The following is a 13,723-nucleotide window of genomic DNA, read 5'->3' as shown; positions in this document are numbered from 1 at the left end:
AGCTAGGATCATGTTATAAGTACTAATTCTAATAGTATCCCAGTTTTAAATGTTTCATGGCAGTCTCAATTAGGAGCGAAAGAATAGTTAGTTTCAGCCAGTAACGTTCCCGCTCTCCACTCTATCTTTTGTACAGCTATCGCTGCACAAAAGGATGCGGCTGCGATCGGGTCTAGAGATTCACAGGGTTTTCTGTTTGGATACAACAAAAAAAGCGATAACAAAACCAAGATTTGTTGTCGCTTTTTAAATAAAATTACAAATTATTTTATCACCGCATTTATTTTATCCCAAAGTGCCGTATCGAAACCAGAAAGTGCAAAATTAGGATTCGTAGGATCCGAAATATCACCCATTCGTATCACCACCATATTCTTGCTCGGAATCACATAAATGCGTTGGTCCTCTGCACCCATCGCTGCATACATATCGGCAGGTGCATTAGGCACCAAAGCCCCTTGGTAAACTGTTTGCCCACCCGGAACCATATACTTCGATTTTCCATTCAACCACCACAAATAACCATAAGAAGGATTAATGGTTTGAGAGGTACTGATGCTTTCCTTAAAAAAGGCTTCATTAATGATTTGCTCATTATTCCATTTACCGTTTTTAAGTGCCAAAAGTGCAAATCGAGCCATACTTCTAGTTGAACTATTATAAATCTTAAAAATAGGTCCATAGTTCCAGAAACCATCCATTCCTATTTTGTTTTTCAATTTTGCATTGAAATACACTTCAAAGTCTTGTTTACTTGCCGCAGCCACTACATCCATCAACTTCTGAAACACATTATGATACGACCATCTTGTGCCTGCATCGGCCAAATATGTCAAATTTGATTTTATAACAAGCTCTTTTTCGTCATTCAAACCAGAACTCATCGTCAGTAAATGTCTCGATGTAATCAAATTTTCTTTATCCAATGTTTCACTTGTCCATCCAATACCTAAATACTGAGACGCTTTGTTGTTGATGTTAAGCAAGCCTTCTTGTTGTGCAATTCCCGTGGTAGTAGCCACCAAAGTCTTTCCAGCGCTATTCCATTGCCAAGTAGCCGCTGCGGTGTGTCCGTTGAAGTATTCTTCCATTACGATTCTTCCATTAACTAGTATCATAAAGGATTTGGTATGTTTATCAGTTAAATACTCTTTTAAGGGCTGAACCGCGCTTTGGTTCCATCCCAAACTGGCTAGGGATTTCGTTTCCCAAGCACTTCCTGTAGTAGGTGGATAATAAAAAGGCTCAGTAGGATTTTGTGGAATATCATCGCTTTTTTCACATGCTATGAACAACATCGCGAATACAAGTAGTGGTAAGTATTTCATAATTGGCTATTTTGGGTTATTTGGTTTGTTTTGTATTTAGACTTTTAAAAGCTAAATAGGTTTAACATTTTTTTGGGATTTTAAAAAAAATTGATATACCTTGAAAAACTATCCTTGAAAATCGCCACAATCATGGACTTTAAACTGACGCAATTTTTTATTTAGTGTAAAAAAAGCACTCACTTTAAAACCCTCTTTGATCATTCGATTACCTTCTATTTTCAATTGGTAAACACCTTCTTTTGCTACTTTAAACAAAATCCATTGGCTATTGGGGGTACCAATTATAATTTGATTGTTCAGCTTCTTAATGAATAACACCTTCAATGCAATGGATTGTGTAGCATCACAAACATTGGTAAAAATCAACTTTTGTCTTGAAATTTTGAGGTTGGCTAAATCACAATCATAACAATTTCCTTGAAAATCGATTCCATATTTTTCAAAAACATTTTTGCTCTTTTGTTCCAAAATTGCAATCGGAACAATAGTATCGGCAGTTAGCTCCTCTAAAGTAAGTGGTAAAAAAGAAGCTGGAACTACTATTGTTTTAGGAGTGCTCCTTTCAGAAAATGTAGGTTGCTCTACAGCAAAACTAAAAAAGAAGAGTAATAGTAGGCAAGTTTTCAACATAATGGTAAATCTAGATTGGGCTTTCCAAATATAGGAATAACCGAAAATCCACCACTATAACTTTGTTTTTTATTTTTTTATACTACAAAAAAATACCCTCAAACAACTATGTCATTTGAGGGCTTGAAAAAGATACCACACCTTTTCCTATTACATTCTTTTCAATTGCTTAAAAAGAACCACAAACATTTCCTGTAAATGTTGCTCCTGCTCCAGCTGAAACATTAGCCTTAACTGCAAATGCCGTAAGCGTTGGAATAGAATAAGGAGCTGTAAACGCAGTATTGCTACCCGCAGTATTTCCTGTAGTGTTGGTGAAAATGTTACCCACCGCAGTAGCAGCAGTAAATCCAGTCATCAAATCGATTGGTGTTTTTACATTTTCGAATACGTTGTTCTCCACACGAATGTTCGCTTCAAAACCAGCGGCTACACACTTATTGCTCACACTACTGCTGAAATAATTATTAATGATATGCACTCTTCCAAAACGAATTCTTGGCATTCTCTCGTTGCAAACACTAGCCCACCAGCAACGAGCGAAAGTAACTCTCAATTTACCGCGATCGGCAGTTGCATCATCTCTAGAGCCGATCAAGTTAGAGTATCTATGGTCATCCGAACCGCCTGAACCTCCTGCTCTTGGGGGCTTCAAGTAAGTAAATTTACAATAAGAGACAGTTACATAATCAGATTGGTTTTTGATGTCAAAATTCCCGTCAACTCCATCTCCTTACGGTTCTGCGGTAAAATTGCCCCTAACGTTTGGCCAATTGGCGATGTGGCGGATTAAGGAAGCCTAAACTTTCGGTTAATGACTAATTTTCCAAGTACAAAAGCATCTTTAAATTAAGCCTAATCCCGCCATATTGCCAAACGGCGGTTAGTGGCTGCCCTTATTAAATGTTTGAGATTGGAACTTCAATTCGGTCTCTAGCTACACATATATTATTTTTAATTATATAACATTCTACAAAATGAGAACCTCCAAAACTTGAGGTTTCATTTCTAATATTAGTTCCATTAAATATCTGTCCTCTGAAATTATTTTTTTGTTTCGCTATTTCACCTTCGTTTTTCACTTTCCATTTTATTGAATATGGTTCTTCAACATCAGTATTTTCAATGAAAAATTTAAGTTTCTTACTAACTTTCAATTTATCTAACATATTTTTTAAATACTCACTTCTAAAACCCGCTTGTGATACTTCACAATTAATAGTTAAAGAATAAATAATATCGACAGGATATAAATCTTCGATAAATTCTTCAGATGAAGTATAATTCAATGAAGATTCTTTTATAGTTTTTGGATAAGGGAATGGATAGCCAAAAACTCTTTTCCAAATTTCGTATACAGTGCTGTTCTCTTTTTTCTCAATTGCTTCTACAACATTTGAATGTGCTTTTTTTGCTTTACTTACAAAATTTGATTTCTTTTTGTATACTTTTTGATTACTACCTGGTGCAAACCAATATTCTCTTTTATTATCATAATCTTTAAGGAAACAAAAAAAATCTTTTATAAAAACATCATAGTTTGAATATGTCGTTGAGTGATGATTTTCATTGTTTTTCAAAAATTCATAGCATAATGTATCGATTAATAAACCACCTATTTTTACACCACATTTATTTTTCCAAGCTCTACAGATTTTTGATAAATTTTTTAAATTTCCATTAGTTGTAGTGTTGTAATCATTGATTTCTTTTATTTCTGGTCTTGGATTTGTTTTTTTCCAAGAACCATTATTGTTAGAATCAGGAAATTTATATGTTCCATCTGATTGTATAAAAACAGGACATACTTCTACTACATAATTAGTAAAGTTAACGACTACAACTTGTCCATCACCTCTTACATCAGTTGTAGTGTAAGTTTTTATTATTTCTTTTTTTACGTCTTGAAGAAGTGCTGATTGCCCATTTGTTTCATAGTTATCATACTTTTTGAATGTTTCATCAGATAATTCAAATATCATATCTAAATCACTAACTCCATTCACAGCCGTTTTTCTACCATAGCTTCCTACTTGTAGAGAATTTAAAGTTTCTGAATCTACACCGTGAAAGCTATCATTTAGTCTTTTGGTTATACTATTATATTTTGTTGAAATTTCCTCTTTATTCTGAATAATCAGATTATTTAAAAATTCTTTAAAGATTTCCGAAGTATTCATTTGAGAAATAAATTACTGTTAATATTAAAATTATAATTAGTAGATGTTTTAACGAGTTAGGAATTTTATCTTTAAAAAAATTGAACTTTAATTCATCGTCAATCCAATCAATTTGCATTTCATAAAAGAATTTATAATGTGCATACCATTGTGACATAAAAACTTGTTTTGTTATTGTTTCCGAGTAAAATTCATTCATAATTTCATCCATTTTGTTTATTTCCTCTGTAAAATCATTTTTTGATTCAGATTTTACTGTAAAATATAAATTTTTGAGTTTATTGAATATTTGAGTTTCTCTAACACCTTCTTTTTCAAATTTTTCAATATTTGAATTGAAAACACTTAAATATAAAGAAGCAACACTAATGAGTATTAATAAAACGGATAATTCTTTATTACTTCCTAAAACACTATAATAAAGTTGTAAAATACCTATTGATAAAGTTATGAAACCAATCCAACTTGGCAGTTTTACTACAATATCGTGTGAAGCAAAATTTTTTTTAGCTCCAAATCCAACATTGTAACTATTCATTGCGATATTTTTAAGTAGCTTGTCTTTTGTCATTTTATTGAATGTCTTATTTACGTGTGTTGCGAAAGGGTTGCCACTAACGTTCTCACGCTAAACGCAGGCTGGGATTAAGAAAGCCTAAACTTTCGGTTAAAAACTAATTTTTCAAATACAAAACCATTTTCAAATTAAGCCAGATGCCCAGCTTGCTTGTAGCGTGTGTTAGGGTGTGTAGCGACACGTTTGAAAAGCACCAAAGTTCATCCGTTCCAATTTGCCAGTCCAATTTCGGCAACTTTTCCACGTTTCAATTTCGGTAACTTTTCAGTTTTCTGTTTGTCTTCGGAATATGTTTTTCCATTAAAACTCAAAATAAAAACGAAAAATTTTTCCGCTTTCTGTTTTCCGCAAAGTGATTCACATTTGCTTGTCTTTCGCATTTCGATGTCAGATTCTGAGCTTGATTTGCGTCGGCACGCTAGCTAGTTCATTACTATTTTTCAGTTGCAAAACGTCTGGTTGATGTCGGCTGTGTCTTTTCAACGGAGCTATACACCCTAACGTTCTGGTACTACAGCGGGTTTGGGTTCTAAATTAAGTTTTATTTTTCGGTTATCACTAAACATCCAAGTACAAAACCATTTTCCCATTAAGCCCAATGCCCAAATCCGTTGTAGTAGCTGTTGTATGCTGTTTACTTACGTCCAATAGTTTTATGTCTCCAAACTTCATACAGATAACAATCTGCGTGATGTTCTTCGGGATTATTTTTAATTAGTTCTATTTGAATTTTTTTTGCTTTGTCGTAATCTGAAATTAATCCGTATTCATTTAGTTCTTCAGGTAAAAATGTTTCATCAAAACCTCCACAATTTGTTAGCGCACTAATATCTCCATCTTTTTCGACCAAATCATAACCAATAAAATCATACTCAGAATTCAAATTAGCATTCTCGCTTTTAGGTTCTTTAATGACAGCTAATAAGTTAAAATATTTTAAGTCTTTTACTTTTTCCAAAACGTAATCAACTGAATTAAAAAATACTGTAACCACATTTTGGTCAGTTACAATATATTTTCATTCAGTTTCAGAATCAAAATCAGGAGTAAAGGATAAATCATTTAAAATTCCATCTAATGAAACTAATTCTTTCAGTTGATATAGTTTTGACCATTCCAAATATTCTTGCCAACTGAATCCTGAATTATATTCTGAATCGTAAGTGTTTCTTGCTGTAAATAAAATTTCTCTATCCATTCAGGTTCTCATAAATAGCATACAACGTTTGCGGCTATGCGAAGTGCCTTCTTTCGCCGCTTCACTAATGATAGCTAAAATAGCCAAATTTTTTAATTTGTACTATTTTTATCTAAAAAAGCGGAAGGCATTTTGCATAGCCGCTGTTGGGGGTAGTTACTTAATTATGCACAACCATCGCTTAATTAAGTAACGGAGTTGGATAGACTACTCCTCTCTTTTTTTTTCAACACAATGCTATTCAATGAAACCAATTATTTATTGCGCTTAGCAAGCCTGCTAGGCGAAGTTAATAATAGGGGTTTTAGGGCTCTATTTTTTTGGTGATGTTTAAGTTAGCAAAAATAAATATAGTATTGACTTTGTCATTTATTTTCGATAACTTAGCCAAGTCTTTTACGTTGTCAAACGTATTGAAAGTGAACTTTCTACGATTCCCAATCGAAAGACTTGAAGCCTAAATGCTTTATTCTTCTAAACATCCCAAAAAAATATCCCGAAAATTCATTGTGAAAAAACGTCGTAGTCTAAGTGGGTGGATTCAAGACCTTAATGCAACAGTTGGTCTTTTTAGTGATGATCAAAAATACTAATTTGGTTTTAAATTGAGGTATTTGATCTTGTTTATTTCTAGTTCCAACATGTATGCTGGTGTTTTATATCCTAATACTTTTCTTGGCCTATTATTAAGTTTATTTTGAACTTGATTTAGCTGTTGTTCGGTAATGTTATTAAAGTCAGTTTTCTTCGGAAAATATCGTCTTATTAGCCCGTTTGTGTTTTCATTTGTGCCTCTTTCCCAAGGCGAATATGGATGAGCAAAATAGATATCCATTCCTGTATTGTCTTTAAGCCATTTATGATTAGTCATTTCCATTCCATTATCGTACGTCATTGTTTTTCTTGCCTCTGGAATTAAGATGTTTAAGGTTTTTGCTACGGCTTGTGTCATGGTTTCTGATGTTCTGTCTTTTAGGAAAATGATATAAGTAAATCTTGTTTTTCTTTCAACCATTGTGGCAATTGCGCTTTTGTGTCCTAGACCTACAATTTGGTCTCCTTCCCAATGACCAAGCTGTTTTCTGTTGTCTATATCTGGTCGCATTTCTATACTAATTGCATCTTTAATTCTAGATCTTTTAGAGCCAAATCTCTTATTATTTCTTCTTTTTGAATGGCTGTAGGGTAGTAGTTTGATTAATTTTCTTCCTAATCTAGATTGTCTATGCTTGTAAATATGCTTATATATTGCTTCATATGAAATAGACATTATGGGGTCATTTGGATATAAATCTTTGATACTTCCTGCGATTTGTTCCGGTGAGTGATCATTGAGTAATCCTCTATATACAAACACTTTTAGCCTAAAATGAGTATTTATTTTGTCAAGATTTCTTTTGTTTAAATACTCTTCTTTAGCGCAAAAATCGGCAAGATGTGCTTGGTATTTATCACTAGGAATACGAATCCATTTTTTGACTTCTCTGTGGATCGAACTCCTGTTACGATCTAATTGTCTAGCGATATATAAAATTGACTTCTTTTCGGATAGTAAAGTCTCGATTATAACACGCTCTGCAAAGGTTAATCTGTTACGTTTCTTTTCCATATACAACAAATTTAAAAAATTAAAAATGTTGCATTAAGTTATTGAATTTACGGTGGCACGGTCCAATTACCTCCAACGTTCCGGCGCTTGGCGAGGTTGCGAACTTCGGAACTAATTATTTTCTGTTAAAGATAAAATTTATTGCGAAATGTAAACGTGAATTTACTACAAAATTCGCAATCTTGCCAAACGCCTGTTAGCAGTAGCCTTTTTATTTATTTTACCATATAGTTTCAAAATATTCGCAAACAATTTTCATTTCCTCATTTGGTTTTTCGTTATATTTCTTCATTTCGTTTGAATAATAAATCCAATGAACATTTTTCCAATATTCTAAAGTTTTATTTCCCTCACCTTCAATAAAAGCATATTCTGGCGTGATATTTTTAAATTTCACTATTTCTACCTTTTTGGTTATTATAATTGCTTTAGGTTCATTATTCCAATCTGTTACAATTGCTAAATCTCCAATTTTTGGTATCTCTTCTTTGTTTTTTTCAAACCACCAAACTGATGTTGAAGTAGCTTGTTTAATTTTTTTTATTACTAATTCAGCACATTCATCAGCATCTCTTTTATTATCACAAAAATAAAATGATTGAGGTTCATTTGTGTTTTTATATTTTGGATTCTGTAATTGAAATTCTTTCCAATAAATAGAAATTAAACTCATTTCTTGGTTGGTTTTAGATATGTTTATGTCTATATTCTTTTCTTTAAATTCTTTACAAGAGAATAAGATAAAAAATAACAATATGAATTTGTTTTTTAGCACAATGGTGGATTCAAGACCTTAATGCAACAGTTGGTCTTTTTAGTGATGATCAAAAATACTAATTTGGTTTTAAATTGAGGTATTTGATCTTGTTTATTTCTAGTTCCAACATGTATGCTGGTGTTTTATATCCTAATACTTTTCTTGGCCTATTATTAAGTTTATTTTGAACTTGATTTAGCTGTTGTTCGGTAATGTTATTAAAGTCAGTTTTCTTCGGAAAATATCGTCTTATTAGCCCGTTTGTGTTTTCATTTGTGCCTCTTTCCCAAGGCGAATATGGATGAGCAAAATAGATATCCATTCCTGTATTGTCTTTAAGCCATTTATGATTAGTCATTTCCATTCCATTATCGTACGTCATTGTTTTTCTTGCCTCTGGAATTAAGATGTTTAAGGTTTTTGCTACGGCTTGTGTCATGGTTTCTGATGTTCTGTCTTTTAGGAAAATGATATAAGTAAATCTTGTTTTTCTTTCAACCATTGTGGCAATTGCGCTTTTGTGTCCTAGACCTACAATTTGGTCTCCTTCCCAATGACCAAGCTGTTTTCTGTTGTCTATATCTGGTCGCATTTCTATACTAATTGCATCTTTAATTCTAGATCTTTTAGAGCCAAATCTCTTATTATTTCTTCTTTTTGAATGGCTGTAGGGTAGTAGTTTGATTAATTTTCTTCCTAATCTAGATTGTCTATGCTTGTAAATATGCTTATATATTGCTTCATATGAAATAGACATTATGGGGTCATTTGGATATAAATCTTTGATACTTCCTGCGATTTGTTCCGGTGAGTGATCATTGAGTAATCCTCTATATACAAACACTTTTAGCCTAAAATGAGTATTTATTTTGTCAAGATTTCTTTTGTTTAAATACTCTTCTTTAGCGCAAAAATCGGCAAGATGTGCTTGGTATTTATCACTAGGAATACGAATCCATTTTTTGACTTCTCTGTGGATCGAACTCCTGTTACGATCTAATTGTCTAGCGATATATAAAATTGACTTCTTTTCGGATAGTAAAGTCTCGATTATAACACGCTCTGCAAAGGTTAATCTGTTACGTTTCTTTTCCATATACAACAAATTTAAAAAATTAAAAATGTTGCATTAAGTTATTGAATTTACGAATTTTAGTTTAAGGTTACTGCTAACGTTTGGCCGCTTGGCGATGTGGCGGATTAATGAAGCCTTAACTTTCGGTTTAACACTAATTTACCAAGTACAAAACCAACTTTAAATTTAGCCCAAAACCCGCCATATTGCCAAACGGCGGTTGTGCGTTCGTTTTTTATTTAAAATACTTGTCTATTTCGTCTCTGTGATAATCTACAATCCATTCATTTCTGTTTGTATAAATTTCTGTAATAGTTTTGGCTTCTTTGCTCCAAATATAACAACCTCTGTCATCATACATATGAAACCCAATATCAGTATTTGGATCAATAAAAAATATTGATTGTCCAATATAAGGTTCAAATCCCATTTCATTATTTGCAATTCCAGTAAGTATATTTTTTATACTTATTTGGCTTATTTTTATTTTGCCAATAATTACTTTTAAATCTTGTTTTTCGATATATTCAATTCCATCTTTGTCAGCGTTTATATCTTCAATTTGACTATCAAAATATTCTAATTTATTTCCTGAAAATTGAGAATAGATATAATTGTTTGAATTATTATTTTCTTCAAAATTGTAATCATAAATTATTACCCAAACTTCTGAATTTGAATTTTTGAAAGCGTCATTAAATAATTGCAGTGATTTATTTACCGAGTTATTTATTCTTTTTTTCGTTCCGTTTTTTAAACCGTCTCCAAGTTCAAATCTTATATGAGTTTCAATAGAAAAAATTCCAGTATCTATATCAGAATTTGGATAACTTAATTCGTAATATTTTTTAAAAGTATCTTTAATCATTTGGGTTTTTAATATTTTACGTTACGTTCGACCAAAATGACGCACAACGTTCCCGCGCTACACGCGGTTTGGGCCTAAATTAGCGTTATTTTTCTGATTAGCCAAAACTTCCAAATACAAACCAATTTTCCCATTAAGACAAAATGCCCAAATCGCTTGTAGCGTGTGTTAGGGTGTGTAGCGACACGTTTGAAAAGCACCAAAGTTCATCCGTTCCAATTTTCCAGTCCAATGTCGGCAACTTTTCCACGTTTCAATTTCGGTAACTTTTCAGTTTTCTGTTTGTCTTCGGAATTATGTTTTTCCATTAAAACTCAAAATAAAAACGAAAAATTTTTCCGCTTTCTGTTTTCCACAAAGTGATTCACATTTGCTTTTCTTTCGCATTTCGATGTCAGATTCTGAGCTTGATTTGCGTCGGCACGCTAGCTAGTTCATTACTATTTTTCAGTTGCAAAACGTCTGGTTGATGTCGGCTGTGTCTTTTCAAACGGAGCTATACACCCTAACGTCCCCAGGCTTTGCGATGTTGCGGACTAAAGAAGCCGAAACTTTCGGTTAAGACTGACTTCAAAGATATAAAACAAATTTTAAATCAAGCCTAAAACCGCAATAGTGCAAAACATGTGTTAGCAAACGTTTTTATCTTCTGTTTTTTCCTCTGTTCTGAATATTCATACTTGGCCAAAAATGATGTTCTTTATCTAAAAAAACAACATAAAATACATCTTCTTCAATATATCCGGCAACAACTTCTTTGCTATTTGGAGTTATATGTATTACTGCCCAATATGTTGGTGTAACATGTTTTGGGATATCAAATTTTGAATTTGGAGGGAATCCAACTTGCGTATATTGTTTTATTAATTGTTGAGCTAACGCATTTGTAGAATCATATTGTCCTATTTGTTGCATTCTTAAGCAAAGTTGGGAAAGTAAACCATCATTTTCCCAATCCACTATCGTTTGACCTTGAACTTTATCGAGTTTTTCCCAACTAAATGATATTGTTCTATTTCTTTTTCCAATTAGTTGTCTATGACCACTTTTTCTATCGTAACGATTTTCTTGATTTGTATTTTTTTTAGCCATTCATTAAATCAATTAAATCGTTAGAAATTTCAATTGTTTCTGCAGCACCAAATGCACTTTCAAGATATTTTTTTCTGAAGTCTGAAGTGTTTCTCACTACGCTTGCATCAAATTCAGACATTGAATATAGTTCTGAAGAGCCAAATTTATTTCTGTCAACAAACCATATTTGGTCTCGTCTCAATAAATCTTTATCCAATAAAATTGCATCATGAGCAGTAAAAATAAATTGTGAATTTTTAAAGTTGAATTTGTGAAAAAATTCTAATAATTTTTTCGTTAGATTTGGATGTAATTTTGAATCCAATTCATCTATAAAAAGAATTTTCCCATGTATTAAAGTATCATATAGTGCGCCTAAAAGATAAATCAGTTTTCTTGTTCCTTGACTTTCATCAATTTCAAAATTAAATGCAACAGAGTCAATTATTATGTTGTTTTCATCAAATTTATTATGATAAGTGACAAGATCTTTTTCCTTTGTTGTATCAATGTTTGATATTTCTAAAAATCTAACAGCAAGATTGAGCCACGCTTTAAATTTCGGTGATTTAGTTAAAAGTGAACTTGTTGCATTTTTATGATTACTATCATCTAATCCACTAATTACGTTGACATTAAAAAACCACTCGACTACATTGCTTGATTCTTTAGCATTGTTTTGTGCCAAATGACTTAAAAACAAAACATTAGAATTCACATCTTTTTTATATTTATTTCCTTCAGGAAAACCTTTGCTATTAATTTTAAAATTATTCTGGTTTCTTTCAAATAAAAGTGTTTCTACATCATTTTTTTTGTATAACCATTCAGATATAATTTCAAAACCTAGAATCTCAAAACCGTATCTATAAATGGAATCGTTTTTTAAAAATGAAATTTCAAAAAATGATGGTTTGTTTTCGGTTAATGAACTTAATTTAAAATAATAATCTGTACGTCCTCTATCTTCTTCTTTTTTTAGGGATTCTGAAAATGAATTATGAATTGCGTCTTTCATAAAAAACATCGCCTCTATAAAATTACTTTTACCACCTCCATTGCTTCCATACACAGCAGAAGATTTTAGTAAATCGATCCCTTTTGTAGTTTTTATTATATGTGTCTTTTCTAGCTCCTTAAAAGATTTAACTCTTGTCAGAAGTAAAGTGTTTTCATCTTTATAAGATGCGAAATTTCGAAATTTAAACTCTATTAACATGTTTTGTTATTTAATACGAGTACAAAATTACAATATTAAATTGTAAAATTACCATTATTTGGTAAAAAAATAACTTTAGAGGGGTTTTTAATTTTTTCTTTTATAATTGTGCCTAACGTTCCCACGCTAAACGCAGGCTGGGATTAAGAAAGCCTAAACTTTCGGTTAAAAACTAATTTTTCAAATACAAAACCATTTTCAAATTAAGCCAGATGCCCAGCTTGCTTGTAGCGTGTGTTAGTGGCAGTTTTTATTTTTCAGGTCTTTTTTTAAGTCTTTTATGATTAAGTAAATTGAAATTATAAACACAACTATATAAAGAACGTCTAAGACAGGTTCTTTCAGCGTTAAGTTTTTAAAATCAATGTGTTTAATTAAAGTCAAGCCTAATGTAAATGCAATAAATACAAAAAACCAATTCATTCCTTTTTTATCGTCCATATTTTTAATTTTTAGTTAGCACGTCAATAGTTATTCCAATTGCAAAAATAATAATGTAGAATGTTATTGTACCCAAAAGAAATGAAATTAATGCTTTAAAATAATTTCCAATTCTCTTCGCTTCAAAGAAATTTCCGATTGCCCATATTACATAAATTACACCAATAATTCCTGCAACTTTTAATAATTTAAAATGTAAAAGTCCTTGTACAAATGCAAAAACAGCAAAAATTAACATTGAAATTCCTTGTACAAAACATAACATTATAAGCAATTCAAAAAAGTTATAGCCATATTTTCTAAAAAACACTTTAAGCCAAATTGCTATAAATATTCCTGTCAATATACTTGCATAACCATAATTACCTTGTATCCATTTCAATATTGTTCCAATACTTGATTTTTCTAATCCTTTATAATTTACATATTCCTCTTCAATATGAAAAAAGTGGCTTATTAAGGTGTAGATTAATGAAGTTACAATAATGAATATAATGGGTTTAACAAGACGGCTTCTGTTTTCCGAAAGATAATTTCTAATGTTTTGACCTGGTTTTGTTACAAGTCCTCTAACTGTATATAAAATTCCACGTTCAAAATGTAAGACGTGTTCAATTTCGTGAATTATATAATGTCCATCAATTCTTTTAAGGTCTGTCGGTTGTCCACAATCTGGGCAAAATTTTGAATTTATTTCGGTGTTACAGTTTTTACAGTTCATTTAAGTTGTCAAATTTATTTTTTCAGTTGTTTTGTTTACGGTC

14 protein-coding genes and 1 pseudogene are annotated in these 13,723 nt (G+C 31.7%); all 15 read right to left on the bottom strand.

The genetic code is table 11. The features are described 5' to 3' along the window. Positions 1-263: 263 nt before the first annotated feature. Positions 264-1,328 (bottom strand): serine hydrolase, encoded by a 1,065-nt coding sequence (locus tag BXU11_RS14155; RefSeq protein ID WP_024982653.1) that lies wholly within the window; start codon positions 1,326-1,328, stop codon positions 264-266. 108 nt (positions 1,329-1,436) lie between these two features. Next, positions 1,437-1,961 (bottom strand): hypothetical protein, encoded by a 525-nt coding sequence (locus BXU11_RS14150; protein WP_024982652.1) that lies wholly within the window; start codon positions 1,959-1,961, stop codon positions 1,437-1,439. A 169-nt stretch (positions 1,962-2,130) separates the two neighbouring features. Beyond that, a pseudogene (locus BXU11_RS14145) lies at positions 2,131-2,670 on the bottom strand (pectate lyase); the annotation flags it as partial. Positions 2,671-2,860: 190 nt separating this feature from the next. Beyond that, entirely contained in the window at positions 2,861-4,141 is a 1,281-nt protein-coding gene (locus BXU11_RS14140) for a nucleotidyltransferase (protein ID WP_078213010.1), read from the bottom strand. Continuing rightward, positions 4,119-4,712 carry an SLATT domain-containing protein gene (locus BXU11_RS14135; protein ID WP_078213009.1) on the bottom strand — a complete coding sequence of 198 codons (594 nt, stop codon included), beginning with the start codon at positions 4,710-4,712 and terminating at the stop codon, positions 4,119-4,121. Before BXU11_RS14135 ends, BXU11_RS14140 begins: the two co-directional genes overlap by 23 nt. A 640-nt stretch (positions 4,713-5,352) precedes the next feature. Further along, positions 5,353-5,712, bottom strand: coding sequence for a hypothetical protein (locus BXU11_RS18115; RefSeq protein ID WP_223253738.1), 360 nt, complete (start codon positions 5,710-5,712; stop codon positions 5,353-5,355). Between the two features lie 24 nt (positions 5,713-5,736). Next, positions 5,737-5,916, bottom strand: a complete 180-nt coding sequence (locus BXU11_RS18110) for a hypothetical protein (protein WP_223253737.1) — start codon at positions 5,914-5,916, stop codon at positions 5,737-5,739. Between the two features lie 589 nt (positions 5,917-6,505). After that, a complete protein-coding gene (locus tag BXU11_RS14120; RefSeq protein ID WP_078213003.1) occupies positions 6,506-7,525 on the bottom strand; it encodes an IS30 family transposase in 1,020 nt (339 codons plus the stop codon). Between the two features lie 220 nt (positions 7,526-7,745). After that, positions 7,746-8,198 (bottom strand): ASCH domain-containing protein, encoded by a 453-nt coding sequence (locus tag BXU11_RS14115; RefSeq protein ID WP_094177479.1) that lies wholly within the window; start codon positions 8,196-8,198, stop codon positions 7,746-7,748. Positions 8,199-8,358: 160 nt separating this feature from the next. Then, complete coding sequence (locus BXU11_RS14110; RefSeq protein ID WP_078213003.1) at positions 8,359-9,378, bottom strand: IS30 family transposase; 1,020 nt, start codon at positions 9,376-9,378, stop codon at positions 8,359-8,361. 214 nt (positions 9,379-9,592) lie between these two features. Next, positions 9,593-10,225, bottom strand: a complete 633-nt coding sequence (locus BXU11_RS14105) for a DUF3885 domain-containing protein (protein WP_078213007.1) — start codon at positions 10,223-10,225, stop codon at positions 9,593-9,595. 642 nt (positions 10,226-10,867) lie between these two features. Beyond that, positions 10,868-11,317 (bottom strand): hypothetical protein, encoded by a 450-nt coding sequence (locus BXU11_RS14100; protein WP_078213006.1) that lies wholly within the window; start codon positions 11,315-11,317, stop codon positions 10,868-10,870. Then, a complete protein-coding gene (locus tag BXU11_RS14095; protein WP_078213005.1) occupies positions 11,310-12,518 on the bottom strand; it encodes an ATP/GTP-binding protein in 1,209 nt (402 codons plus the stop codon). Before BXU11_RS14095 ends, BXU11_RS14100 begins: the two co-directional genes overlap by 8 nt. A 237-nt stretch (positions 12,519-12,755) precedes the next feature. Beyond that, the gene (locus BXU11_RS14090) at positions 12,756-12,959 is read right to left on the bottom strand and encodes a hypothetical protein (protein WP_024982720.1); all 204 of its coding nucleotides are present in this window, start codon (positions 12,957-12,959) and stop codon (positions 12,756-12,758) included. 4 nt (positions 12,960-12,963) lie between these two features. After that, positions 12,964-13,680, bottom strand: a complete 717-nt coding sequence (locus tag BXU11_RS14085; protein ID WP_078213004.1) for a DUF3667 domain-containing protein — start codon at positions 13,678-13,680, stop codon at positions 12,964-12,966. Between the last annotated feature and the right edge of the window lie 43 nt (positions 13,681-13,723).

Origin of the sequence: Flavobacterium sp. LM5 (assembly GCF_002017945.1) — a bacterium.
GTDB classification, from domain to species: domain Bacteria; phylum Bacteroidota; class Bacteroidia; order Flavobacteriales; family Flavobacteriaceae; genus Flavobacterium; species Flavobacterium succinicans.
Note: the sequence above shows the minus strand (reverse complement) of the source record. Positions and strands in the feature narration are given on the sequence as shown.